Origin of the sequence: Salinarimonas ramus (genome assembly GCF_014645695.1) — a bacterium.
Taxonomy (GTDB): Bacteria; Pseudomonadota; Alphaproteobacteria; order Rhizobiales; family Beijerinckiaceae; genus Salinarimonas; species Salinarimonas ramus.
In genome coordinates this window covers 110,631-133,657 of sequence record NZ_BMMF01000008.1, presented here as the reverse complement: position 1 = coordinate 133,657, position 23,027 = coordinate 110,631, and the positions used below count along the sequence as shown (strand labels likewise).

Sequence of the window (23,027 nt, the reverse complement as noted above, 5' to 3'; positions counted from 1 at the left end):
GAACGACCGGAACCGATGCTCGCCTATATCGCCCGTCGCCTGCTCCTGATGATCCCCACCTTGTTCGGGATCATGCTGATCTCGTTCGTGATCATCCAGTTCGCCCCCGGCGGACCGGTGGAGCGCATCATCGCGCAGCTGCAGGGCACCGATGTGGGCGCCACGGCGCGCATCTCCGGCGGCGGCGGGGATCTCGCCGGCGGCGGCGCCGGGGGAGGGGAGACGACCTCCACCTATCGCGGCGCGCAGGGGCTCGATCCGCAGTTCATCGCGGAGCTCGAGGCGCAGTTCGGCTTCGACAAGCCCGCCTACGAGCGCTTCGGGATGATGCTGTGGAACTACATCCGCTTCGATTTCGGGGAGAGCTATTTCCGTGACGTGACGGTGGTGGACCTCATCCTCGAGAAGCTGCCCGTCTCGATCACGCTCGGCCTGTGGATGACGATCCTGTCCTACGCCATCTCGATCCCGCTGGGGATCAAGAAGGCGGTGCGGGACGGGACGCCCTTCGACTGGTGGACCTCGGCCATCGTCATCGTCGGCTACGCCATCCCCGGCTTCCTGTTCGCCATCCTGCTCATCGTCCTCTTCGCCGGCGGCTCGTTCTGGCAGATCTTCCCCTTGCGCGGGCTCACCTCCGACAATTGGGAGGAGCTCTCGCTCGTCGGCAAGGCGCTCGATTACCTCTGGCACATCGCGCTCCCCATCACCGCCATGGCTCTGGGCGCCTTCGCGACCGCGACGCTGCTCACCAAGAACTCGTTCCTCGACGAGATCCGCAAGCAATACGTCATGACGGCGCGGATGAAGGGCCTCTCCGAGCGGCAGGTGCTCTACGGGCACGTGTTCCGCAACGCCATGCTCATCGTCATCGCGGGCTTCCCCGGCGCCTTCATCGGCGCCTTCTTCGCGGGCTCGCTCCTCATCGAGACGATCTTCTCGCTCGACGGGCTCGGGCTGCTCTCGTTCGAATCGATCGTCAACCGCGACTACCCGGTCGTGTTCGCGACGCTCTACATCTTCTCGCTCGTGGGTCTCGTCGTGAACCTGATCTCGGATCTCACCTACGTCTGGATCGATCCGCGCATCGACTTCGAGACGCGGGAGGTGTGAGATGAACGTCACCGTCGATCTCAGGAAGCCGCTCGCAGGCGAGCGCCTGGCGCCGCCCGTCGCGAACCGTGGCCTGCTCAACCTCACGCCGATCAACCGCCGGCGCCTCGACAACTTCAAGTCCAACAAGCGGGGCCTGTGGTCGTTCTGGATCTTCATGATCCTCTTCGTCGTGACGCTGTTCGCGGAGTTCATCGCCAACGACAAGCCGATCCTCGCCATGTACAAGGGCGAGCTGCTCTACCCGGTCTTCGTCGATTATCCGGAGGAGAAGTTCGGCGGCTTCCTCGCCGTGGCGGATTATCGCGACCCCTTCATCGCCGACGAGATCCAGGCCAACGGCTGGATGCTGTGGCCGCCGATCCGCTTCCACTACTCGACGCACAACCTCGACCTCCCCGTCCCGGCGCCCGCGCCGCCGACCTGGATGCTCGACGACGCGCAATGCGAGGCCGCCGTGGCGCGGCTCGGGGTGGAGACCTGCGGAGATCTCGAGACGAACTGGCTCGGCACCGACGACCAGGGCCGCGACGTGCTGGCCAGGCTCATCTACGGCTTTCGGATCTCGGTCCTGTTCGGGCTCGTGCTCGCCATCGCCTCCTCGATCATCGGCGTCTTCGCGGGTGCGGTGCAGGGCTATTTCGGCGGCTGGGTGGACCTGATCTTCCAGCGCGTCATCGAGATCTGGACGGCGATCCCATCGCTCTACCTGCTCATCATCATCGCCTCGGTGATCACGCCGACCTTCTGGGTGCTGCTTTTCATCCTGCTCCTGTTCTCGTGGGTGTCGCTGGTCGGCGTCGTGCGCGCGGAATTCCTGCGAGCGCGAAACTTCGAGTACGTCCGCGCCGCGCGCGCGCTCGGCGTCTCGGACGCCAAGATCATGTGGAAGCACGTGCTGCCCAACGCCATGGTGGCGACGCTGACCTTCCTGCCCTTCATCCTCAACGGCTCGATCACGACGCTCACATCCCTCGACTTCCTGGGCTTCGGCCTGCCGCCGGGCTCGCCGTCGCTGGGCGAGCTGCTGGCGCAGGGCAAGGCGAACCTGCAGGCGCCCTGGCTCGGCCTCACGGGCTTCTTCGTCATCGCCCTGATGCTCTCGCTCCTCATCTTCGTCGGCGAGGCCGTGCGCGACGCCTTCGACCCGAGGAAGACGTTCACGTGATTGTCGGGTAGAATCACCGCCAGGAGGGCCCGACCGTGAACAAGGTCGTCAAGCATCACATCCCCGTCGAGCGCCTGCCCGAGGAGCTGCGCCGCGGCTTCGCCGCGGGGGAGATCGTGGAGGTGGAGGTGCGCGGGCCTGCCTCGCACGAAGGCGGGAGCGCGCCCGACGACGAGGAGATCACGCTGGAAGCGTGGCTGCGGCAGGTGGACGAGGAGGAACCCCGGCGTCCGCCGCTGCCGCCGGAGGAGATCGAACGCCGTGGTGCTCTTTTCGATCGCTTCTTCGGTTCGCATGCCCACCTGAACACCAGCATCGAAGAGGCCGTCGAACGTATCCGGGCGCTGCGCGACGAGGATGATTGAGCGCCGATGGAGACGGACGGGGACCTGCTCGATGGGACGACCGCGTATCTCGACGCCAACATCCTCATCGCCTTCGTGGAGCGACGACACGAGCGTCTGCTCGGCATCGTGGCGCGAGCGCGGGCCGGCCGGATTTCGCTCGTCACCAGCGAATTGACGCTTGCGGAGGTGATCGTGGGGCCGATGCGAGACGGAGCCTCCGAGCTGCTCTCGCAGTACCGCGAGCTGTTCTCGCAGCCCGATCTCCTCGACGTCGCCCCGGTCACGCGCGCGGTGCTCGAGCGCAGCGGCGAAATCCGCGCGGGCGACGGTGTCAAGCTCGCCGACGCCATCCACCTTGCCACCGCCGAGATCGCGGGCTGCAAGGTCTTCCTCTCGTCCGACCGTCGCATCCGACCTCGGGCGCCGATGATCCGCATCGGCATCGAGGCCGTGGTCGACGGGCGGTGAGGCATGCTGGTGCGCGCTGCGCGGCGCGCCTATCTGGGTTATCATTGCACGCGCCGTCGCTGCTGGAGGGAGCCGTGAACAGGATCGTCAAGCATCACGTTCCGGTCGGGGAACTGCCGGAGCATCTCCGGGAGGGGCTCGACCCTGCGGGCTTCGCGACAGTAGAGGTGACGATAGAGCCCACGTCGACGGGCGACGACGAGACGCCGATGTCGCTCAACGAGATATTCGGGCTGCGCGACAATTTCGCTTCGGCCGAGGAGGTCGACGCGTACGTGCGTTCACTCCGCGAGGAATGGGCACATCGTGAGCGGTGACGTGATCGTCGCATACCTCGACAGCAATGCGTTCATCATGGCAGTCGAGACGAGGGGACGTGACGAGCAGGCGGTCGCGCGCCTCTTCTCCGGTGAAGAGGCTTTGCGGCTACGACGCATCACGAGCGAGCTGACCATCGCGGAAGTTCTTGCTGGCCCCTCGCGGAAGAACGATCCACGGCTGGAGCGGGCATATCTCAGCTTGATCGTGGGGCAGGGTCTCGTCGAGGTGCAGCCGGTGTCACGTTCTGTCCTCATCGAGACGGCGCGCTACCGATCCAGGGCGAATCAGGGGTCCATGACAGGCGCGGATCGTCGGAATTTCCTCCCGGACGCGGTTCACGTCGTCACCGCCATCGAGTCGCGATGCACCGTCTTCGTCACGAACGACAAGCGTATTCCCCTGCCCGACGGCATGCGGCGCGTCACACCGACCGCCGACGGCATCCGCGCGCTCCTCGAGACCTCCTGATCGAGACACCATGACCACCACCCCCCTCCTCTCCGTGCGCGACCTATCCGTCGCCTTCTCCCAGGCCGGACGCGAGACGCTCGCCGTCGACCGCGTGTCCTTCGACATCGCCAAGGGCGAGACCGTGGCGCTGGTCGGCGAATCGGGCTCCGGCAAGTCGGTGACGGCTCTGTCGATCCTCAAGCTCCTGCAATACCCGACCGCCTCGCACCCCTCGGGCGAGATCCTGTTCAAGGGCCGCGATCTCCTCGCGGCGTCGGAGGGCGACATCATGAAGGTCCGCGGGGCGGACATCACCATGGTGTTCCAGGAGCCGATGACCTCGCTCAACCCGCTCCACGTCGTCTCCAAGCAGATCGGCGAGATCCTGCGCCTGCACGCGCAGGTCTCGGAGAAGGAGGCGCGGTCGCGCACGCTGGCGCTCCTCGAGCGCGTGGGCATCCGGGACGCCGCCTCGCGGCTCGACGCCTATCCCCACCAGCTCTCGGGTGGCCAGCGCCAGCGCGTGATGATCGCCATGGCGCTGGCCAACAACCCCGATCTCCTCATCGCCGACGAGCCGACGACGGCGCTCGACGTCACCGTCCAGGCGCAGATCCTGACGCTGCTCGCCGAACTCAAGCGCGATCTCGGCATGGCCATGCTGTTCATCACCCACGATCTCGGCATCGTGCGCAAGGTGGCGGATCGGGTCTGCGTGATGCTCAAGGGCAAGATCGTCGAGCACGGCCCCGTGGCCGAGGTGTTCGACGACCCGCGGCACGAATACACCCAGCGCCTGCTGGCCGCCGAGCCGAAGGGTCGGCCCGAGCCCGTCGCCGCGGACGCCGAGACGCTGGTCGAGGCGGGGCCCATCAAGGTGCATTTTCCCATCAAGCGCGGCTTCCTCGGCCGCACGGTGGGGCACGTGAAGGCGGTGGACGGGGTGAGCCTTTCCGTGCGCGCGGGCGAGACCGTGGGCGTCGTCGGCGAATCGGGCTCGGGCAAGACGACGCTCGGGCTCGCGATGCTGCGGCTCATTTCCTCGCAGGGGCCGATCGTCTTCCTCGGCAACCGGCTCGACGGGCTGAAGTCCACGCGCGTGCGCCCCTTCCGCAAGGACATGCAGATCGTCTTCCAGGACCCCTACGGCTCGCTCTCGCCGCGCCTCTCGGTCGCGCAGATCGTGGAGGAGGGGCTCCTCGTGATGAACGGCGGGCTCTCGCTCGACGAGCGCCGCGAGATCGTGGCGCGCGCGCTCATCGACGTGGGCCTCGATCCGGCGGCGATGGATCGCTATCCGCACGAATTCTCCGGCGGGCAGCGCCAGCGCATCGCCATCGCCCGCGCCATGGCGCTCGAGCCGCGCTTCGTCGTCCTCGACGAGCCGACCTCGGCGCTCGACATGTCGGTCCAGTCCCAGATCGTCGATCTCCTGCGCGACCTGCAGAAGAAGCGCGGGCTCGCCTACATGTTCATCTCCCACGACCTCAAGGTCGTACGCGCGCTCGCGAACCACGTGCTCGTCATGCAGAACGGCGTCGTGGTGGAGGAGGGGCCGGCGGACCGGATCTTCGATGCGCCGGAGACGGACTACACCCGCGCCCTCTTCGCCGCCGCCTTCGCGCTCGAGGCGCGGCCGGAATTCGTGCGGGACTGAGCGCGCTCGCGCCGACGAACGACAAAGGAACGCAAGCCCATGCCCCGCGCTCTCGTCATCGTCCTCGATTCCGTCGGCATCGGTGGCGCGCAGGACGCGCACGCCTATGGCGACGAGGTGCCGGATACCGGCTCGGACACGCTAGGCCACATCGTCGAGGCCTGCCGGGACGGGCGCGGGGACCGGAACGGGCTGCGCGCCGGGCCGCTCGCGCTGCCGCATCTCGCGCGGCTCGGGCTCGGGCTCGCGCACGCGGCCTCGACGGGCCGCGCGGCGCCCCATCCCGAGCTCGCGCCGCCCGCAGGCGGCCCGCAGGGCGCGCACGGCTACGCCGTCGAGGTGTCGGCGGGCAAGGACACGCCGTCCGGGCACTACGAGATCATGGGCTGCCCCGTGCCCTTCGCCTGGGGCTACTTCCCCAAGACGCAGCCCACCTTCCCGAAGGCGCTGACGGACGCGCTGATCGCGAAGGCGGGGCTGCCCGGCATCCTCGGCGACAAGCACGCGAACGGAATGGCGATCATCGAGGAATACGGGGCCGAGCACGTCCGCACGGGCAAGCCCATCTGCTACACCTCCGCCGATTCGGTCTTCCAGATCGCCGCGCACGAGGAGCATTTCGGGCTCGAGCGGCTCTACGAGGTCTGCGCCGTCGCCCGCGAGCTCGTCGACGAGCATCGCATCGGGCGCGTGATCGCGCGCCCCTTCGTCGGCTCGCCCGAGAGCGGCTTCACCCGCACCGCCAATCGCCGGGACTACGCGACGCCGCCGCCGGCCGACACCCTCCTCGACGTGCTGGCGCGCGACGGGCGGGCGATCGTCTCGGTCGGCAAGATCGGCGACATCTTCGCCCACCGCGCCACGGGCGAGGAGGTGAAGGGGCACGGCAACGCGGCCAATCTCGACGCGGCGCTCGCCGCGCTCGCGCGGCTGCCGCACGGCGGCCTCGTCTTCGCCAACCTCGTCGATTTCGACCAGGAATTCGGCCATCGCCGCGACGTCCCGGGCTACGCCGCGGCGCTCGAGGCCTTCGACCGGCGCGTGCCGGAGATCGAGGCGGCGCTGCGCCCGGGCGATCTCGTCCTCGTCACCGCCGATCACGGCAACGATCCCACCTGGGCGGGCACCGACCACACCCGCGAGCACGTGCCGGTGATCGCCTTCGGGCCGGGCATCGCGCCGCGCGCGCTCGGCCGGCGCGAGAGCTTCGCCGACATGGGCGCCAGCCTCGCCGCGCATCTGCGCGTCGCGGGCACCGGCCACGGCCGCGCGTTCGATCTCTGAGAGCTTCGATCTCCGAGGGGGAGTGCACGCTCGCCTTGCGGCGGCCGCCCTCTCGTGAGACATCAGGGGCGTCGTCCCCCAAGGCAAGGGTTTACCGCCGCATGGCCCTGTTCGATTTCGCCAGCTTCGTCGACGATCTCGCGACCGCATCGGGCAAGGCCATCCTGCCCTTCTTCCGCACCAGCCTCACGGCCTCCGACAAGGGCGGGCGCGGGGGCGTGTTCGACCCCGTCACGGAGGCCGACAAGGCGGGCGAATCGGCCATGCGCCACCTGATCAAGCGCGCCTTCCCGAGCCACGGCATCGTCGGCGAGGAATACGGGGTGGAGCAGGCGGACGCGGAATACGTCTGGGTGCTCGATCCCATCGACGGCACCCGCGGCTTCATCTCCGGCCTGCCGAGCTGGGGCACGCTGATCGGGCTCACCCGCAACGGCCGGCCCTGCTACGGCATGATGCACCAGCCCTTCACCCGCGAGCGGTTCTCGGGCGACGGCGGCAAGGCGCTCTACCGGGGCCCGATGGGCGGCGGCGAGCCGGGCGAGCGGCGCCTGCGCACCCGGCGCTGCGCCTCGCTCGCGGAAGCGACGCTCTCCTCCACGAGCCCCCACGCGTTCCCGACGGCCGAGGAAGGCGAGGCCTTCGCCCGCCTGGCGCAGGGCGCCCGCAACGTGCGCTACGGCGCCGATTGCTACGCCTATTGCATGGTCGCCGCCGGGCATATCGACCTCGTGGTCGAGGCGGGCCTCGCACCCTACGACATCGTCGCGCTGATCCCGATCATCGAAGGGGCGGGGGGCATCGTCACCACATGGGACGGCGGCGATCCGGCGCGAGGCGGGCGCATTCTCGCCGCCGGCGACAAGCGGGTCCACGAGGAGGCGATGCGCGTCCTCGCGGGGTGAAGCAGGGTCCGGGAGAGCGGCGGGATGCGCCCGCCGCTCGGAGGCTGGACTTACACGAAGACCCCGTTGGGGTACGTCGTTCCGACGAGCGCGGTCATTTCCTCGGATTGGAGGAAGGTCGCGAACACCTCGTCGATCGAGGATTCGATTCCGTTCTCCCGCAGGTAGCCGGCCCAGAAGTCGAGCCCCGCCTGATCGGCCGTGCGGTCGAACAGGTTGGTGTAGACCTGCCTCATCAGCGCCTCGGCGTCGTTCAGGAACGCTCCGTAGGCCGCCTGGAACTCCGCCGTCTGCACGAAGGTGGTGGCGAGGGCGAAGTAGTCGACGCCGTTGCTCTTGATCGCATCGAGCCAGAACTCGAACCCGCCGGCGTCCGGCGCTCGGCCGAACAAGCTTTCGTAGGCGACCGCGAGGGTGCCGGCGGTCGCCGTCGTGTCGATGTAGAGGGATCCGTCGACGAAGCTCAGCTTGTCGACGTTCTGCAGCGTCGTGGTCTCGCCTCCGAGCGTGACCCGAACAGCGTCACCCTCGACGACGATCGTCGCGTCCGAATAGGGCAGGGTGTAGGTCACCGTGCCGTCCACGACCGTCGGCGGCGTGCCGCCTCCACCGGGCGTCTCGCCGTAGAGCCCCGAGACGTCCGTGAGCAGCGTGTCGTCGGGAAACCCGGCGATCGCGGCGCGGAATTCCGCGATGCCGATCTCGACGAGGACGGGATTCGTCTCGATCACGGTGAGCACGGCGTCGAGCTCGGCGTCGATGGGAGCGCCGAGGCTCACCAGAAGCGGCCGCAGCTGGGACGCGAGGCTCTCCGCATCGTCCAGCAGCGGAAAGGACGTGGTGAGGTCGAGAATGGGGCGAATGTCGCCAACGGTAAGGGCAGTCGTCATGCGGGTCTCCAGAGCGCGCGGAGACACCGATGGCGGTCTCGCGTCGGCGCGCATCGTCGAGCCTTCGTCCATGACGAGCAAGACTTAGTCGATCTTATCAATGCACGACGCATGTACCATTTCGGTGCATTGACCGAGGTCCATTCCACGTGTGAGACTAGGAATATTTCGCACCGCTCCGCTATGCGAAGTCCGCCTGCACCGCCTCGAACGCACCCGAGCGCTCCGAGCGGAAGAGCGCGTCCACCGTGCGCATGGTCACGAGCGCGTCGGGAATGCTCGTGAGGTCCGCCGTCTCGCCGCGCACGGCGCGGGCGAAGGCCTCGCCCTGGAGCCGGTACTGGTCCGCGCCGGGAATGGTCTCGATCCGCTCCGCGCCGTCGCGCACGACGACGATGCGGTTGTCGGCGTCGGCGCGGGCGTTGAAGGGTTGGGCGTCGAGGACGAGGACGCCCTCGCTGCCCTCCACCCGCACCCACTGGCCAGGAGCGCGCTGCGTCCCCACCGCGAACGAGAGCCGGCGATCCTCACCGAGATCGACGAGGCCGCCGACCTCCCGGTCGACCCCCGTATCGGGGTCGCGGTCGACGAGCGCGATCGCCCGTACGGGATCGGCGGCGAGCAGCAGGCGCGCCGCCATGATGGCGTAGCCGCCGATGTCGAGGAGCGCGCCGCCGCCGTATTCGACCTTGTTGCGAATGTTCGCCGGATCGCGGTTGAAGAACGAGAACGACACCTGGACGTGGCTCGGCCTGCCGATGGCACCCTCCTCGAGCAGCGCGCGGGCGCGCTGCCATTGCGGGTGATGGCGAATCATGTAGGCCTCGGAGACGACGACCCCCGCCGGCAGGTCGAGGAGCGCCTGCGCTTCCTCCGCGGTGCGCGCGATGGGCTTCTCGCACAGGACGTGCTTGCCCGCCCGCGCGGCGGCGAGCGTCCAGGGCACGTGCATGTGGTTCGGCAGCGGGATGTAGATCGCCTCGACCTCGCCCGCCGCGATCAGCGCCTCGTACGATCCGTAGGCGTCGGGGATGCCGAGTGCGTCGGCCTCGGCGCGCGCCCGCGTCTCGTCGCGCGAGGCGATGGCCACGATCTCGCACAGCGGGCTCGCCTGCATGGCCGGGATCACCTTCTCGCGGCCGATCTTGGAGGCGCCGAGCACGCCGAAGCGGACGGGGGCGAAGGCGGGCGTATCGGTCGTCATCGGCGGTCTCCGGGCACGAGCGTCGTCTCGACGAGCATCTGTAGGTCCTCCACGGGGGCGCCGTCGAGGGCGCGCATCAGGAAGTCGGCGAGGTGCCAGCCGGTATCCGACAACGAGGCGAAGCAGGTGGGCAGCGGCGGCTCGAGATAGCTCGCCATGCGCGTGCCGTCGCGGCTCACCACGAGGACGTCGCGCCCGGGCTCGAGCCCGCGATCGCGCAGGCCCGCGCAGGCGCCGATGGCGACGACGCCCGTGGCGCAGACGATCGCGGAAGGCGGGTCCTCGCCCGCGCACAGCGCCCGCGTCGCCTCCCGGCTCTCGCCGGCGCCGAGGCCGCCATGGACCACGAGGGCCGGATCGTAGGCGATGCCCGCCTCGGCGAGCGCACGTCGATAGCCGGCTAGGCGTTGCCGGGCGAAGGTGAGCGTCTCGGGCGGATTGATCAGCGCGACGCGCCGGCGCCCTTCGGACAGCGCGTGCGCGGTGGCCTGGTGCGCGGCGAGCTCGTTGTCGACGTCGTACCAGGGATGGGGCGTGAACAGCTCGGTGCGGCCGAACGTGACGAAGGGGAAGCGCCGCTCCAGCATCCAGCGCACGCGCTCGTCCTGCGGTGTCGTGCCCGAGAGGATGATGCCGTCGGCGAGCTTTCCCTCGACGATGCGCCGCACGCGCTCGAGCCCGTCGACCTCTAGCGTGAGCAGCTGGACCACGGGCGTGTAGTCGAGCCCCTCGAGCCTGCGGCAGACGCCCTCGATGATGGCGGTGATGCTGCCGTCGCCGACGTCGTCGTAGGCGTGGGGCACGAAGAACAGGACGGCGATCGTTCCCGTTCGCCCGGTGCGCAGGTTCACGGCGCTGCGGTCGGGGGCGTAGCCCAGGCGCGCGGCCGCCTGCTTGACGCGCGCGATGGTCTCGGGACGCACCTCCGGCCCGTCCTTGAGCGCCCGTGAGACGGTGGTGATCGAGAGCTCGAGCTCCTGCGCCAGCGTCTTGAGCGTGGCCTTCGAGGCGTGTCGGCTCATGGCGTCCTCCGGTGGCTTCGTGCCTCGCCTCGTTCCGTCATCGTTCACCCCCGATTGTGCGCCGCAAAATCGTAACGTTACGATTTTTCTCGTCAGGCCATTGACGCTCACTGTAAGGGGCGTATCGTAACGTTGCAAATCGACGACCGGCCAACGGTCGCTCCTCCAGGGAAAGGGAACGCTCATGCGCTCGTTGAAGAGGGCGGCGCTCGCCGCCTGCGCGGCCTCCGCCATCACGCTCGCCGCCTACACCCCCGCCGTCGCCCAGGAAGCCGAGGTCATCCATTGGTGGACCTCCGGCGGCGAATCCGCCGCGCTCCAGGAATTCGTCTCCCGCTTCGAGGCGGCCGGCGGCACCTGGGTGGACACCGCCATCGCCGGCGGCACCAACGCCCGCACCGCGGGCATCAACCGCATCGTCGGCGGGGACGCGCCGACCGCAATGCAGTTCAACACGGGTCGCCAGTTCGAGGAAGTCGCCGCGGGCGGGCTCCTCAACGACATCGAGGCCGTCGCGTCGCGGGGCGGGTGGCGCGATCTCATCCCCGCGTCCTTCGTCGACGCCATCAGCTACGACGGCGAGATCTACGCCGTGCCGGTGAACATCCACGGCCAGAACTGGATGTTCTACAACAATGCCGTGCTCGAGGAGGCTGGCGTCGCCCCGCCGCAGACCTGGGAGGACGTGCTCGCCGCCGCCGAGAAGATCGAGGCCGCGGGCAAGATCCCCTTCGCCCAGGGCGGCGAGCCCTGGCAGGAGCGCACGCTCTTCAACGCCGTCCTCGCCGGCCACGGCGGCCCGGAGCTCTACGACAGGCTCTATGCGCAAAACGACGTTGCGGCGCTCGACACCGAGGAGTTCCGCGCCGTCGCGGACGTGTTCGGGCGCCTGCGCGCCATCGTCGACGAGGGCAGCCCCGGCCGCAGCTGGAACGAGACGACGAACCTCGTCGTCACCGGCCGCGCCGCCATGCAGCTGATGGGCGACTGGGCCAAGGGCGAGTTCCTCGCCGCCGGCCAGACGCCCGGCGAGGAATACGGCTGCGCACTGGTGGGCGCGAACGAGGCGCTGATCATCGGCGGCGACGTCTTCGTCTTTCCCGCCACCGACGACGAGGCCCAGCGCGCCGCGCAGGAGATGCTCGCCGAGGTCATGTTCAGCCCCGAGGCGCAGATCGCCTTCAACAACGTCAAGGGGTCGATCCCCGTGCGCTCGGACGTCGACGTGTCCGGCATGGACGCCTGCGCCCAGCGCGGCGCCGAGGTGATGTCGGATCCCGCCAAGCAGGTGCCGCAGGTCAACCTCGTCGCCTCCTCCGATCTCGTCGGCGCGGTCGACGACGTGATCACGCAGTACTGGAACGACCCGTCCATGGACGCGGACGCCTTCGTCGCGCGCTTCCGCGAGGCGATGGAGATCGCCGGCTGACCCTCGGCCCACCGGGTCGCCCCCGAGCCTCTGCGCGAGGCTCCTCCGGGGCGGCCCGCCTGTTCCACGGATCGGCGCCGCGTGCGCCGCGCCCCGGGAGACGAGGTCATGCACACCATGCTCACCAAGGAGCGCGAGCGGCTGCCCGTTCGCGTGGACGTCGCCACCCCGGCCGGCTCCGCCCGGCGCGCGCGCCGACGGATCCGCCCCTCCACCCTCTTCGCGCTCGCGCCGATGGCGGTCGTGGTCGGCGTCGTCTATCTCGGCGCCATGGCCTGGACGGTGCGGCTCTCGACGACGAGCTCGAAGCTGCTCCCCACCTACGACTTCGTCGGGCTCGATCAGTACGAGCGGCTCTTCGCCAATGCGCGCTTCCTCGTCTCGCTGCAGAACATGGTCGTGTTCGGCGTGCTGTTCATCGCCGCCTGCCTGGTTCTCGGCTTCCTGCTGGCGGTGCTCATCGACCAGCGGGTGAAGGCGGAGGGGCTTTTGCGCACGATCTACCTCTATCCCCACGCGCTCTCCTTCATCGTTACGGGGCTCGCCTGGCAATGGTTCCTGAACCCAGAGCTCGGCCTCCAGCGCGCCGTGCGCGAGGCGGGCTTCGAGAGCTTCGCCTTCGCCTGGCTCGCGGACGGGGAGACCGCGCTCTACGCCCTCGTGCTCGCGGGCGTCTGGCAATCGTCGGGGCTCGTCATGGTGATCCTGCTCGCGGGCTTGCGCGGCGTCGATCCCGACCTGTGGAAGGCCGCGCGCGTCGACGGCATCCCGGCCTGGCGCTATTACCTCTCCATCGTGCTCCCCTTGATCGGCCCGATGATCGTCACGGCGACGGTGCTCCTCGCGATCGCGGTGGTGAAGCTCTACGACCTCGTCGTCGCCATGACCAAGGGCGGGCCCGGCATCGCCACCGAGGTCCCCGCGAAGTTCGTGATGGACCACCTGTTCGAGCGCGCCAACGTGGGCCTCGGCACGGCGGCGGCGACCGTGATGCTCGTCACCGTCCTCGCCGTCCTCACCCCCTGGCTCTACGCCCGCTACGGCAGCACCTCCGGGAGGCCCGCATGACGAGCGCCGTCGTAACCTCCACCGACCGCGCCCGCGGCGGCATCACGGCCCGCGGCCGCAGGCCTCGCCGGCTCACGGCGGGCCGCATCGGGCTCTACGCCTTCCTGGCGAGCGCCGCGCTCTTCTTCCTCCTCCCGGCGTGGATCATGCTGCTGACCTCGCTCAAGCCGATGGAGGAGATCCGCCAGGGCACGATCTTCGCGCTGCCGCTCGCCCCCACGCTCGAGGCCTGGGCCGCGGCCTGGGGCAGCGCCTGCACGGGCCTCACCTGCGAGGGGATCAGCGTCGGCTTCTGGAACTCGGTGCGTATCCTCGTGCCCTCCGTGATCCTCTCCGTGTTGCTCGGCGCGCTCAACGGCTACGCGCTCTCGTTCTGGCCGGTGCGCGGGGCGAACGTGCTCTTCGCGATCCTGCTCGCGGGCGCCTTCGTGCCCTATCAAGTCTTCCTCTACCCGCTCGTGCGGATGTTCTCGAGCGTGGGCATCTACAATTCGCTCGCCGGCATCGTGCTCGTGCACGTGATCTTCGGCATGCCGATCATGACGCTGCTGTTCCGGAACTTCTACGCCTCGCTTCCGCGCGAATTGTTCAACGCGGCGCGGGTCGACGGCGGAGGGTTCTTCACGATCTTCCTGCGGGTGATGCTGCCGATGTCGACGCCGATCCTCGTCGTCGCGGTGATCCTGCAGGTCACCGGCGTGTGGAACGACTTCATCCTCGGGCTGACCTTCGCGGGACGCGAAAATTTGCCCATGACGGTGCAGCTCAACAACATCGTCAACTCCACCCACGGCGTGCGGCTCTACAACGTCGACATGGCGGCGACCGTCCTCACCGGCGTCGTCCCGCTCGCCATCTACTTCGTCACGGGGCGCTGGTTCGTCCGCGGCATCGCGGCCGGCGCCGTCAAGGGATAGGAGGACGTCATGGCGGCAGTGTCCGTACGGGACGTGAGCATCGCCTTCGGCTCGATGCCGGTGCTCGATCGGCTCTCCATCGAGGTCGCGGCGGGCGAGTTCCTCGTCCTCCTCGGCCCCTCCGGCTGCGGCAAGTCCACGCTGCTCAACGCCATGGCCGGGCTCATCGACGTCGAGGACGGGGAGATCCATTTCGGCGAGCGCAACGTCACCTGGGAGGAGCCCAAGGACCGGGGCGTCGCCATGGTGTTCCAGTCCTACGCGCTCTACCCGCGCATGAGCGTGCGCGAGAACCTCTCCTTCGGCCTGCGCATGGCGCGCACGCAAAAGGCCGAGATCGAGGCCCGCGTCGCCCGCGCAGCCGCGATGCTGCAGATCGAGCATCTGCTGGATCGGCGCCCCAGCGAGCTCTCCGGCGGGCAGCGCCAGCGCGTCGCCATCGGGCGTGCGCTGGTGCGCGATGCCGACATCTTCCTCTTCGACGAGCCGCTCTCGAACCTCGACGCGCAATTGCGCAACGAGCTGCGCGTCGAGATCAAGCGCCTGCACCAGCGCCTCGCCGACACGACCATGATCTACGTCACCCACGACCAGATCGAGGCGCTGACGCTCGCCGACCGCGTCGCCGTGATGAAGGACCGGCGCATCCAGCAGCTCGCGCCGCCCGCCGAGATCTACAATCGCCCGGCGAACCTGTTCGTGGCGGGCTTCGTCGGCTCGCCGCGGATGAACTTCGTCGAGGGCCGCATCGAGGCGCCCGACGGCGCGCTCGTCTTCCGTGCCGGCGATCGACGTCTCGCGCTCGACGCCTACGAGTTCGCGCGGCGCCCCGCGCCGGGATCGGCCGCGACGCTCGGCGTGCGCCCGGAGCATATCGGCGTGCTGGAGGCGGGCGAGGACGTCCACGCCTGGTCGGGCCTTCACGTCGACATCGTCGAGCCCATGGGCGCCGACAGCCTCGTCTGGTGCCGCGACGGCGAGACCACGCTCGCGGTGCGCATGGCGGGCGAGAAGCCGATCGCGCCCGGCGCCGCCGTTCGCCTCGTCCTCGATCCCGCCCGCGCCAGCCTCTTCGATCCCGCGAGCGGCGAGCGGCTCTGAGCGCCGCCCCGCCACAAGGAAAGCCTCCATATGTCTGCCACCCTGTCCATCCAGCTCTACTCGCTGCGCGAGCACGGCACGCTGCTCGATCGGCTCGACGTCGTGCGCGATGCCGGCTTCCGGCACGTCGAGGCGGTGGCGAGCCTGCTCGACGAGCCGGCCGCCTTCCGCGACGCCCTCGACGCGCGCGGGCTGTCGGCGCCGAGCACGCACGTGCCCCTCGCGGCTCTGCGCGAGCGCCTCGACGAGACCGCTCGCGCCGCCAAGACGATCGGCATCGCCCATCTCGCAGTGCCGGCTCTGCACGCGTCCGATCGGCCGAGCGACGCCGACGGCTGGCGCGCCATCGGCGCCGAGCTCGGCCTGCACGCGAAGCGCCTCGCGGGCGAGGGCCTCTCGCTCGCCTTCCACAACCACCATTGGGAGGTCGAGCCGCTGCCCGACGGCGCGCTGCCGCTCGATCTCCTCCTCGACGCCGGCGCCGCGGACGGCCTTCTCTGGCAGGCGGACGTCGCCTGGCTCGTGCGCGGCGGGGACGATCCGGCGGCGCGCCTCGCGCGCCACGCCGGCCGGCTCGCGAGCGTGCACGTCAAGGACATCGCGAGAGCGGGCGAGGCGGAAGACGAGGACGGCTGGGCCGACGTCGGCCACGGCGTCCTCGACTGGGCGGACCTGTGGCGCCGCTCCCGCGAGGCCGGGGCGAACCTGATGATCGCCGAGCACGACAAGCCGAGCGACGCCGCGCGCTTCGCGACGCGCAGCTTCGCCGCCATGCGCCGGCTCGCCGAGGGAGAGACGCGATGATCCCGACGACGCTCCGCGCCGGCGTGCTCGGCTGCGGCAACATCTCCGACACCTACCTCTCCCGCGCCCGCACCTTCGAGGGCCTGGAGATCGTCGCTTGCGCCGACACCGATGCCGGGCGCGCGGCGGCGCAGGCGGAGCGCTACGGCGTGCGCGGCACGGCGCCGGACGCGCTGCTGGCCGATCCCGAGGTCGACATCGTGATCAACCTGACGCCGCCGCGCGCCCACGCCACCGTCGGCGCCGCCGCGATCGCGGCGGGCAAGCATCTCTATTCGGAGAAGCCGCTGGGCGTCAGCCTGGAGGAGGGCCGCGCTCTCGCCACGGCGGCGCGGGCGGCGGGGGTGCGGCTCGGCTGCGCGCCGGACACCTTCCTCGGCGGCGGCCATCAGCTCGCCCGCAAGCTCGTCGACGAGGGTGCTATCGGGCGGCCGATCTCGGGCGCGATCTGGTTCGCCACCCGCGGGATGGAGCATTGGCATCCCGATCCCGCCTTCTTCTTCCAGGCGGGCGGCGGGCCGATCCTCGACATCGGCGCCTATTACGTCACCGCGCTCGTCAACCTGATCGGGCCGGTGAAACGCGTCATGGCCATCGGCACCCGCGGCTTCGCCGAGCGGCTCGTGACGAGCGAGGGGCCCAAGCGCGGGACGCGGCTGCCGGTCGAGGTCGACACCCTCGTCGTCGGCGCGCTCGAATTCGCCTGCGGCGCCGTCGTGCCGCTCACCGCCACGTGGGACGTCTTCGCCGAGACGACCTTCCGGCTCGAGCTCTACGGCTCGGAGGGCACGATGCTCCTGCCGGACCCGAACTTCTTCGGCGGCGCGACGCGCCTGTCGCGGGGCGGCGCGCCCTTCGAGCGGGTCGAGCCCTCGGCCATGGCCTATGCGCGGCCCAACCGCCGCACCGGGCGCGGCGAGGACGTCGCCGACTACCGCATCCTGGGCGTCGTCGACCTCGCCCGCGCCATCGCGGAAGGGCGCCCGCATCGCTGCTCGGGCGATCTCGCGCTCCACGTGCTCGAGGTCCTGTGCGCCTTCGACCGCTCCGCCCGCGAGGGGCGCCACGTCGCCATCGAGACGCCCTGCGAGCGCCCCGCCGCGCTCTCGGGCGGCGATCTCGCCTGGTGGAGCGGACGCGAGGCGCCCGCCGCCTGACCCTCGTCAGCCGGCCTCCGCGGCGATGCCGAAGGCGCCGAGGAAGCGGTCGATCGCTCGCGTGATGGCGTCCGAGGGATCGGCCGGGCAGGGCATCCGGTAGATGTGCTGGCGGATGCCGATATAGACGATGCCGCCATGGAGGTTCCACAGATCCTCCATGGTCGGCGCGCTCTCGCCGCGCGCCTCCGCGGCGATCTCGGCGAGCAGCGGGCGCAGGATCACGTCCGCGAGATGGCGCAGGTAGCGGCGGTTGAGCTCGGCTCCCGCCAGCCCCGAGAACATGAAGATCCGCATCCATTCGTGCTGGAAGATCAGCGTCGAGTATTCCGTGTAGAAGGCGAGCAGCCGCGCGCGGATCGGCACGCTGCGATCCCTCAGGCGCTCGGGCCAGTCGGGCGAGAGCCGGTCGAGATAGACCTGCTCGTAGACCGCCTCGACGAGGTCGTCCTTCGTCGCGAAATAGTTGAACAGCAAGGGCTGCGTGATCCCCAGCCGCTTGGCGAGATCGCGCGTGTTGCCCTCGAGACCCGCCTGCGCGAAGAACGCCACCGCCCCGTCGACGATCTGCTGACGACGCTCCTTCGGCGGCAGGCGCCGCCGCGCGGCCGCTCTCGACCGCACCTCGCCCGCGGCCCCGGCACCCTCACTCGACGTCATACGCGATTGCCTCCCCTGAAAACATTCTACTTGCCAAGCGCCGAAATCCATACATGATCCGCTCAACGGGATTGAGCAAACGCTCAATTAGCCGCCCGCGAAGACGGGACCGCGAGGGAGGAGACGGATGAAGGCTGCTGTGGGCGGCTATGCCCGCGCACGCGATCTGCGCCACGCGCTCGAGCTCCTGGCGCAGACGAACGGCATGGGCCGCGTGCTCGCGGGCGGGCAGAGCCTCGTCGCCGCGCTCAACATGCGCCTGACGACGGGGGACGTCCTCGTCGACATCTCCGCGCTCTCCGAATGCCGCGGCGTCGTGGAGGACGGCGACACCCTGCGCATCGGCGCGCTCACGCGCCACGCCGAGATCGGCCGCGACCCGCTGATCGCCGCCCACGCTCCGCTGCTCGCGGAAGCGACGACGCACATCGCGCATGCCGCGATCCGCAATCGCGGCACGATCGGCGGGGCGATCGCGCACGCCGATCCCGCGGCCGAGTTCCCCGCCTGCGCGCTGGCGCTCGGCGCCGTGATGCACGTCGAGGGCCTCGCCGGCGCCCGCGAGATCCCGGCGGCCGACTTCTTCCGCGACACGTTCGAGACGGCGCTCGAAGAGGGCGAGATCCTCGCGGCGATCACGATCCCCAAGGCCGAGCCCGACGAGGTGCAGGTGATCGAGGAGGTGGCGCGCCGCTCCGGCGACTACGCGCTCGCGGGGCTCTGCCTCGTGCGCCGCGCCGCCGGCCATCGCGTCTCGCTGTTCTCGACGGGGCCCAAGCCCATGCTCGCGACGGGCGCCATGGCCGCCCTCGATGCGGGCGACGTCGAGGGGGCGATCGCCGCGCTCAAGGGCGAGATCGACCCGCCGTCGGACACGCAGGCGAGCGGCGCCTATCGCCGCCACCTCGCCGGCGTGCTGCTGCGCCGGGCCGTCGCGCGCATCGAGGGAGGAACGAGATGACCGAGATCGTCCGCGATCGGATCGACGTCGCGCTCGTCGTCAACGGCGAGCCCGTGGAGGCGCGCGTGCCCGTGGGCCAGCACCTGATCGATTTCCTGCGCCTCGAGCTCGGCCTCACCGGCGCGCATGCGAGCTGCGAGCACGGCGTGTGCGGCGCCTGCACCATCCGCGTGAACGGCGAGGCCGTGCGCGGCTGCCTCACGCTCGCCGCCCAGGCCGACGGCGCGGAGGTCTGGACGGTGGAGGGCCTCACGGATACCGGCGCCATCGCCGACCTGCAGGCCGAGTTCGTTTCGCGCAACGCGCTGCAATGCGGCTTCTGCACGCCGGGCATGCTGGTGGCGGCCGACGAGCTCCTCGCCCGCGGCGGCGTGCCCTCGCGCGGCGAGGTCCGCGAGCACCTGTCCGGAAACTACTGCCGCTGCACGGGCTACGAGGCGATCGTCGACGCCGTCGAGGCGGTGGCCACGGCCCGCGCCGGCGGCGACGCACGCACCGGCGAGGGGGGAGCATGACCATCCAGTTCGGCAATCCCGACCGGCCCAATTCCTATATCGGCAAGACGGTGCCGCGGCCCAACGCGCCGCGGCTCGTGCAGGGGCGCGGGCGCTTCGTCGACGACGTCGCGCTGCCGCGCATGGCGCACGTCGCCTTCGTGCGCTCGCCCTACGCGCATGCCCGCATCGGCACGATCGACGCCGGCGCGGCGAAGGCGGTCAAGGGCGTGCTGCGCGTCTTCACGGGCGCGGATCTCGCGGAGGTCTGCACGCCCTGGGTCGCGGTGCTCGCGCATCTCAAGGGGCTGAAATCCCCGCCCCAGCACGCGATCGCGATCGAGCGCGCCTGCTGGGTCGGCGAGCCGGTGGCGGCCGTCGTCGCCACGACGCGGGCCGCCGCAGAGGAGGCGGCCTCCCTCGTCGAGGTGGACTACGAGGCGCTGCCCGTCGTCACCGACATGATGAGCGCGCTCGACGAGACGACGCCCGTCATCCATCCCGATCTCGGCGACAACCTCGCCTTCCGCCGCCTGCACGAGGAGGGCGACGTCGAGGGCGCCTTCGCCGGCGCGCACACGGTCGTCTCCGCCCGCTTCCGCACCGCGCGCCACACCGGCGTCACGCTGGAGCCCCGCTCGATCCTGGTCGACTGGAACCCGGCCGAGGGCCAGATGGTCGCCTGGCACGCGACCCAGGCCCCGCACATGATGCAGACGGTGTTCGCCAAGCACCTCGACATCCCCGAGAGCCGCGTGCGGGTGATCTGCGGGGACGTCGGCGGGTCCTACGGCATCAAGGTCCACGTCTATCCCGACGAGGTGGCGACCGCCGCCATCGCCAAGGTGATGGGCCGCCCCGTCAAGTTCGTCGCCGACAGGCTGGAGAGCTTCACGACCGACATCCACGCCCGCGACCACGTCATCGACGCGCGCCTCGCCGTGGACGAGGCGGGAAAGATCCTGGCGATGGACGTCGACGACTGGACCGGGATCGGGCCCTACTCGGTCTATCCGCGCACCTCGGCCATCGAGGGCAACCAGGTCGTCAACCTCTGCGGCGGGCCCTACGATTTCGCGAACTACCGCGCCCGTACCACCGTCGTCTTCCAGAACAAGACGCCGACCTGCCAGTATCGCGCCGTCGGGCACCCGATCGCGGTGGCGATCACGGAAGGGCTCGTCGACATGGCGGCGGCGGAGCTCGGCATCGACCCCGTGGAGATGCGCCGCCGCAACGTCTACCCGGACGACGCCTACCCGGTGACCTCGCCGGCGAAGATGCGCTTCGAGGGCCTCTCGCATCAGGCCTCGCTCGACAAGCTCGTCGCGCTCATGGACTACGAGGCGCTGCGCAAGGACCAGGCGGAAGCGCGCGCGCGCGGCGTCCATCGCGGCATCGGCATCGCGAGCTTCATCGAGCTGACCAATCCCTCGCCCTTCATGTACGGCATCGGCGGCGCGCGGATCTCCGCGCAGGACGGCTGCACCGTGCGCATGGACCCCGACGGCTCGGTGGTGGCGCTCTCGGGCGTCACCGAGCAGGGCCAGGGGACCGAGGCGATGCTCGCCCAGATCGTCGCCGAGGGCGTGGGCGTGACCCCCGACAAGGTGCGCATCGTCACCGGCGACACGCAGGTGACGCCCTATGGCGGCGGCACCTGGGCGTCGCGCGGCGCCGGAATCGGCGGCGAGGCGGCGCTCCAGGCGTCGCGCGCGCTGCGGGACTCGATCCTCGAGGTCGCCGCCGCGATGCTCCAGAGCGAGCCCGGCCGGCTCGACATCCGCGCGGGCGCGATCGTCGATCCGGAGACCGGCGAGGAGCGGCTTTCGCTCGAGGAGCTCGGCCGCATCGTCTATTTCCGCGGCGACACGCTGCCCAAGGGCCTTCCCCGCGAGCTCGTGCAGACGCGCCACTTCATCACCTCGGACTACCCCTTCGCCTTCACCAACGGCGTGCAGGCCTCCTACCTCGAGGTCGACGTCGAGACGGGCGTGGTGACGCTCCTGAAGCACTGGTGCGTCGAGGATTGCGGGCGGATCATCAACCCGCAGCTCGTCGACGAGCAGATCCGCGGCGGCATCGTCCAGGGCCTGGGCGGGGCGCTCTACGAGGAGATCCACTACGACGAGGACGGCCAGCTCATCAACGGATCCATGGCCGACTACCTCGTGCCCATGGCCGCGGAGATGCCCGACATGATCGTCGGCCACGTGGAGACGCCCACCAAGGAGAGCCTGCTCGGCGCCAAGGGCGCGGGCGAGGCCGGCACGGCGGGGGCGCCCGCCGCCGTCATGAACGCCATAAACGACGCGCTGCGCCCGCTCGGCGCGCGCGTCACCGAGATGCCCTTCACGCCCGAGCGCATCCTGCGCGCGCTCGGCAAGATCGAGGGCTGACGTCGAAAACGGGGCCCCGCGAACGAGGCCCGATCTCACTCTCAGGGAGGACTCGACATGAGCACCAGGCATCTCGCGGGCGCCACCGCGCTCGCCACCACGCTCTTCCTGGCGGGCGCCGGCGGCGCGCTCGCGCAGGAGACCATCACCGTCAACATCGGCTCGTCGCACCCGGAGAACAACATCTGGGTCTACGCGATGAAGAACACCTTCCAACCGGAGGTGGATCGCATCCTCGCGGAGAGCGGCGAATACGCCATCGACTGGATGGAGAGCTACGGCGGCACGCTCTACAAGTTCACCGACACCCGCGAGGCGGTGATGGACGGGATCGTGGACGTCGGCATGGTGGGCACCGTCTGGGAGGGCGCCAACATGCCGCTCCAGAACGTGACCTACTTCACGCCCTTCGCCACCGAGGATCACCGGGTCATCATCGAGATCTTCGACGATCTCTCGGAGAACCTGCCGGAGCTGAAGGACAGCTGGGCCGAGAACGGCATGGTGCACCTGTCCTCGCTGATCACCGACAGCTACGACATCTACGCGACCTTCCCGGTCACCTCGCTCGCCGACCTGCAGAACCGCAAGCTGAACGCGCCCGGCACCTCGGCGAACTGGCTCCAGGAGACCGGCGCGACGCCCGTCGACGGGGCGCTGACCACCTACTACACCAACATCCAGACCGGCGTGACCGAGGGCACGCTCTCCTTCGCGTCCGGCATCCTGCCGACCCGCGTCTACGAGGTCGCCCCGGAGCTGACCCGGGTGGGCATCGGCTCGATGTATTTCGGCGGCATCGCGGCCAACATGGACTTCTTCGAGGGCCTGCCCGCGCCCGTCCAGGACGCCTTCCGCCAGGCGGCGCAGGCGACCTCGATCGCCCACGGAGACTACGTGGCCGACCTCGCCGCGCGCGCCCTCGACGAGATGCAGGCGGCGGGGCTGACGATCCACGAGCTGCCCGAGGAGGAGAAGGCGGCCTGGGTGAACGGCCTGCCCGACATCGTCGAGCCCTGGCTCGAGCAGACCGGCGACGAGGGCCGCGTGGTGCTGAAGGCTTATTTCGACGCCCTGCGCGAGCGCGGGATCGAGCCGCGCCGGGCCTGGGACGAGGGTCTCTGAGGCACGACGTCCGAGAGCATGCGAGCGACGCCCGCCCGGGGGTTTCCCCCGGGCGGGTCTCGCGCGAGACGGGCCCGGTCGCG

Annotated in this window: 23 protein-coding genes; 19 read left to right on the top strand and 4 right to left on the bottom strand. The window is 70.0% G+C overall.

Going from position 1 to position 23,027, the window contains the following annotated elements; genetic code table 11:
• Nucleotides 1–15 precede the first annotated feature (15 nt).
• The 9 genes from IEX89_RS14395 (at nt 16) to hisN (ending at nt 7,713) form a co-directional block, all read left to right on the top strand.
• Nucleotides 16–1,113 (top strand): microcin C ABC transporter permease YejB, encoded by a 1,098-nt coding sequence (locus IEX89_RS14395; RefSeq protein ID WP_188913925.1) that lies wholly within the window; start codon nt 16–18, stop codon nt 1,111–1,113.
• Nucleotide 1,114: 1 nt separating this feature from the next.
• Nucleotides 1,115–2,281 (top strand): ABC transporter permease, encoded by a 1,167-nt coding sequence (locus tag IEX89_RS14390; protein WP_188913924.1) that lies wholly within the window; start codon nt 1,115–1,117, stop codon nt 2,279–2,281.
• A 35-nt stretch (nt 2,282–2,316) separates the two neighbouring features.
• Nucleotides 2,317–2,646, top strand: a complete 330-nt coding sequence (locus tag IEX89_RS14385) for a hypothetical protein (RefSeq protein ID WP_188913923.1) — start codon at nt 2,317–2,319, stop codon at nt 2,644–2,646.
• Nucleotides 2,647–2,652: 6 nt separating this feature from the next.
• Nucleotides 2,653–3,096, top strand: coding sequence for a type II toxin-antitoxin system VapC family toxin (locus IEX89_RS14380; protein WP_188913922.1), 444 nt, complete (start codon nt 2,653–2,655; stop codon nt 3,094–3,096).
• A gap of 74 nt (nt 3,097–3,170) precedes the next feature.
• Nucleotides 3,171–3,413 (top strand): hypothetical protein, encoded by a 243-nt coding sequence (locus IEX89_RS14375; protein WP_188913921.1) that lies wholly within the window; start codon nt 3,171–3,173, stop codon nt 3,411–3,413.
• Nucleotides 3,403–3,885, top strand: coding sequence for a type II toxin-antitoxin system VapC family toxin (locus IEX89_RS14370; protein ID WP_188913920.1), 483 nt, complete (start codon nt 3,403–3,405; stop codon nt 3,883–3,885). The genes IEX89_RS14375 and IEX89_RS14370 overlap by 11 nt, the downstream gene beginning before the upstream one ends.
• Before the next feature lie 10 nt (nt 3,886–3,895).
• Nucleotides 3,896–5,524 (top strand): ABC transporter ATP-binding protein, encoded by a 1,629-nt coding sequence (locus IEX89_RS14365; protein WP_188913919.1) that lies wholly within the window; start codon nt 3,896–3,898, stop codon nt 5,522–5,524.
• A 39-nt stretch (nt 5,525–5,563) separates the two neighbouring features.
• Nucleotides 5,564–6,808, top strand: a complete 1,245-nt coding sequence (locus tag IEX89_RS14360; protein WP_188913918.1) for a phosphopentomutase — start codon at nt 5,564–5,566, stop codon at nt 6,806–6,808.
• A 101-nt stretch (nt 6,809–6,909) separates the two neighbouring features.
• The gene (hisN, locus tag IEX89_RS14355; protein WP_188913917.1) at nt 6,910–7,713 is read left to right on the top strand and encodes a histidinol-phosphatase; all 804 of its coding nucleotides are present in this window, start codon (nt 6,910–6,912) and stop codon (nt 7,711–7,713) included.
• Between the two features lie 50 nt (nt 7,714–7,763).
• On the opposite strand, the gene IEX89_RS14350 is transcribed toward hisN, so the two are convergent.
• From IEX89_RS14350 to IEX89_RS14340, 3 genes are all read right to left on the bottom strand, one after another.
• Nucleotides 7,764–8,603 (bottom strand): DUF4214 domain-containing protein, encoded by an 840-nt coding sequence (locus tag IEX89_RS14350; protein WP_188913916.1) that lies wholly within the window; start codon nt 8,601–8,603, stop codon nt 7,764–7,766.
• A 181-nt stretch (nt 8,604–8,784) separates the two neighbouring features.
• A complete protein-coding gene (locus IEX89_RS14345; protein WP_188913915.1) occupies nt 8,785–9,807 on the bottom strand; it encodes a Gfo/Idh/MocA family protein in 1,023 nt (340 codons plus the stop codon).
• Entirely contained in the window at nt 9,804–10,829 is a 1,026-nt protein-coding gene (locus IEX89_RS14340) for a LacI family transcriptional regulator (RefSeq protein ID WP_188913914.1), read from the bottom strand. Before IEX89_RS14340 ends, IEX89_RS14345 begins: the two co-directional genes overlap by 4 nt.
• A gap of 184 nt (nt 10,830–11,013) precedes the next feature.
• On the opposite strand from IEX89_RS14340, the gene IEX89_RS14335 reads away from it, so the two are divergent.
• The 6 genes from IEX89_RS14335 (at nt 11,014) to IEX89_RS14310 (ending at nt 17,305) form a co-directional block, all read left to right on the top strand.
• Nucleotides 11,014–12,258 carry an ABC transporter substrate-binding protein gene (locus tag IEX89_RS14335; protein ID WP_188913913.1) on the top strand — a complete coding sequence of 415 codons (1,245 nt, stop codon included), beginning with the start codon at nt 11,014–11,016 and terminating at the stop codon, nt 12,256–12,258.
• A 108-nt stretch (nt 12,259–12,366) separates the two neighbouring features.
• Nucleotides 12,367–13,326 (top strand): carbohydrate ABC transporter permease, encoded by a 960-nt coding sequence (locus IEX89_RS14330; RefSeq protein ID WP_373290589.1) that lies wholly within the window; start codon nt 12,367–12,369, stop codon nt 13,324–13,326.
• Entirely contained in the window at nt 13,323–14,243 is a 921-nt protein-coding gene (locus IEX89_RS14325; protein WP_188913912.1) for a carbohydrate ABC transporter permease, read from the top strand. Before IEX89_RS14330 ends, IEX89_RS14325 begins: the two co-directional genes overlap by 4 nt.
• Before the next feature lie 9 nt (nt 14,244–14,252).
• A complete protein-coding gene (locus IEX89_RS14320; protein WP_188913911.1) occupies nt 14,253–15,344 on the top strand; it encodes an ABC transporter ATP-binding protein in 1,092 nt (363 codons plus the stop codon).
• A gap of 30 nt (nt 15,345–15,374) precedes the next feature.
• Complete coding sequence (locus IEX89_RS14315; protein ID WP_188913910.1) at nt 15,375–16,148, top strand: sugar phosphate isomerase/epimerase family protein; 774 nt, start codon at nt 15,375–15,377, stop codon at nt 16,146–16,148.
• Nucleotides 16,145–17,305, top strand: coding sequence for a Gfo/Idh/MocA family protein (locus IEX89_RS14310; RefSeq protein WP_188913909.1), 1,161 nt, complete (start codon nt 16,145–16,147; stop codon nt 17,303–17,305). Before IEX89_RS14315 ends, IEX89_RS14310 begins: the two co-directional genes overlap by 4 nt.
• Nucleotides 17,306–17,311: 6 nt before the next feature.
• Here the strand turns inward: IEX89_RS14310 and IEX89_RS14305 are convergent, their stop codons facing one another.
• Complete coding sequence (locus IEX89_RS14305; RefSeq protein ID WP_188913908.1) at nt 17,312–17,965, bottom strand: TetR/AcrR family transcriptional regulator; 654 nt, start codon at nt 17,963–17,965, stop codon at nt 17,312–17,314.
• 127 nt (nt 17,966–18,092) lie between these two features.
• Between IEX89_RS14305 and IEX89_RS14300 the strand changes: the two genes are divergently transcribed.
• Genes IEX89_RS14300 through IEX89_RS14285 form a run of 4 tightly spaced genes read left to right on the top strand, consistent with a single transcriptional unit; the run spans nt 18,093 to nt 22,944 of the window.
• Nucleotides 18,093–18,926: an FAD binding domain-containing protein gene (locus tag IEX89_RS14300; protein WP_188913907.1), complete on the top strand. Its 834-nt coding sequence runs from the start codon at nt 18,093–18,095 to the stop codon at nt 18,924–18,926.
• The gene (locus IEX89_RS14295; RefSeq protein ID WP_188913906.1) at nt 18,923–19,441 is read left to right on the top strand and encodes a (2Fe-2S)-binding protein; all 519 of its coding nucleotides are present in this window, start codon (nt 18,923–18,925) and stop codon (nt 19,439–19,441) included. The genes IEX89_RS14300 and IEX89_RS14295 overlap by 4 nt, the downstream gene beginning before the upstream one ends.
• Complete coding sequence (locus IEX89_RS14290; protein ID WP_188913905.1) at nt 19,438–21,819, top strand: xanthine dehydrogenase family protein molybdopterin-binding subunit; 2,382 nt, start codon at nt 19,438–19,440, stop codon at nt 21,817–21,819. The genes IEX89_RS14295 and IEX89_RS14290 overlap by 4 nt, the downstream gene beginning before the upstream one ends.
• 57 nt (nt 21,820–21,876) lie before the next feature.
• Nucleotides 21,877–22,944, top strand: a complete 1,068-nt coding sequence (locus IEX89_RS14285) for a C4-dicarboxylate TRAP transporter substrate-binding protein (RefSeq protein WP_188913904.1) — start codon at nt 21,877–21,879, stop codon at nt 22,942–22,944.
• The last annotated feature ends 83 nt before the right edge of the window (nt 22,945–23,027 follow it).

What these genes read in the sequence shown, in the direction of transcription:
- IEX89_RS14395 (WP_188913925.1), top strand. Translation starts at nt 16, where the DNA reads ATGCTCGCCTATATCGCCCGTCGCCTGCTCCTGATGATCCCCACCTTG.
- IEX89_RS14390 (WP_188913924.1), top strand. Translation starts at nt 1,115, where the DNA reads ATGAACGTCACCGTCGATCTCAGGAAGCCGCTCGCAGGCGAGCGCCTG.
- IEX89_RS14380 (WP_188913922.1), top strand. Translation starts at nt 2,653, where the DNA reads ATGGAGACGGACGGGGACCTGCTCGATGGGACGACCGCGTATCTCGAC.
- IEX89_RS14365 (WP_188913919.1), top strand. Translation starts at nt 3,896, where the DNA reads ATGACCACCACCCCCCTCCTCTCCGTGCGCGACCTATCCGTCGCCTTC.
- IEX89_RS14360 (WP_188913918.1), top strand. Translation starts at nt 5,564, where the DNA reads ATGCCCCGCGCTCTCGTCATCGTCCTCGATTCCGTCGGCATCGGTGGC.
- hisN (WP_188913917.1), top strand. Translation starts at nt 6,910, where the DNA reads ATGGCCCTGTTCGATTTCGCCAGCTTCGTCGACGATCTCGCGACCGCA.
- IEX89_RS14350 (WP_188913916.1), bottom strand. Translation starts at nt 8,603, where the DNA reads ATGACGACTGCCCTTACCGTTGGCGACATTCGCCCCATTCTCGACCTC.
- IEX89_RS14345 (WP_188913915.1), bottom strand. Translation starts at nt 9,807, where the DNA reads ATGACGACCGATACGCCCGCCTTCGCCCCCGTCCGCTTCGGCGTGCTC.
- IEX89_RS14340 (WP_188913914.1), bottom strand. Translation starts at nt 10,829, where the DNA reads ATGAGCCGACACGCCTCGAAGGCCACGCTCAAGACGCTGGCGCAGGAG.
- IEX89_RS14335 (WP_188913913.1), top strand. Translation starts at nt 11,014, where the DNA reads ATGCGCTCGTTGAAGAGGGCGGCGCTCGCCGCCTGCGCGGCCTCCGCC.
- IEX89_RS14330 (WP_373290589.1), top strand. Translation starts at nt 12,367, where the DNA reads ATGCACACCATGCTCACCAAGGAGCGCGAGCGGCTGCCCGTTCGCGTG.
- IEX89_RS14325 (WP_188913912.1), top strand. Translation starts at nt 13,323, where the DNA reads ATGACGAGCGCCGTCGTAACCTCCACCGACCGCGCCCGCGGCGGCATC.
- IEX89_RS14320 (WP_188913911.1), top strand. Translation starts at nt 14,253, where the DNA reads ATGGCGGCAGTGTCCGTACGGGACGTGAGCATCGCCTTCGGCTCGATG.
- IEX89_RS14315 (WP_188913910.1), top strand. Translation starts at nt 15,375, where the DNA reads ATGTCTGCCACCCTGTCCATCCAGCTCTACTCGCTGCGCGAGCACGGC.
- IEX89_RS14310 (WP_188913909.1), top strand. Translation starts at nt 16,145, where the DNA reads ATGATCCCGACGACGCTCCGCGCCGGCGTGCTCGGCTGCGGCAACATC.
- IEX89_RS14305 (WP_188913908.1), bottom strand. Translation starts at nt 17,965, where the DNA reads ATGACGTCGAGTGAGGGTGCCGGGGCCGCGGGCGAGGTGCGGTCGAGA.
- IEX89_RS14300 (WP_188913907.1), top strand. Translation starts at nt 18,093, where the DNA reads ATGAAGGCTGCTGTGGGCGGCTATGCCCGCGCACGCGATCTGCGCCAC.
- IEX89_RS14295 (WP_188913906.1), top strand. Translation starts at nt 18,923, where the DNA reads ATGACCGAGATCGTCCGCGATCGGATCGACGTCGCGCTCGTCGTCAAC.
- IEX89_RS14290 (WP_188913905.1), top strand. Translation starts at nt 19,438, where the DNA reads ATGACCATCCAGTTCGGCAATCCCGACCGGCCCAATTCCTATATCGGC.
- IEX89_RS14285 (WP_188913904.1), top strand. Translation starts at nt 21,877, where the DNA reads ATGAGCACCAGGCATCTCGCGGGCGCCACCGCGCTCGCCACCACGCTC.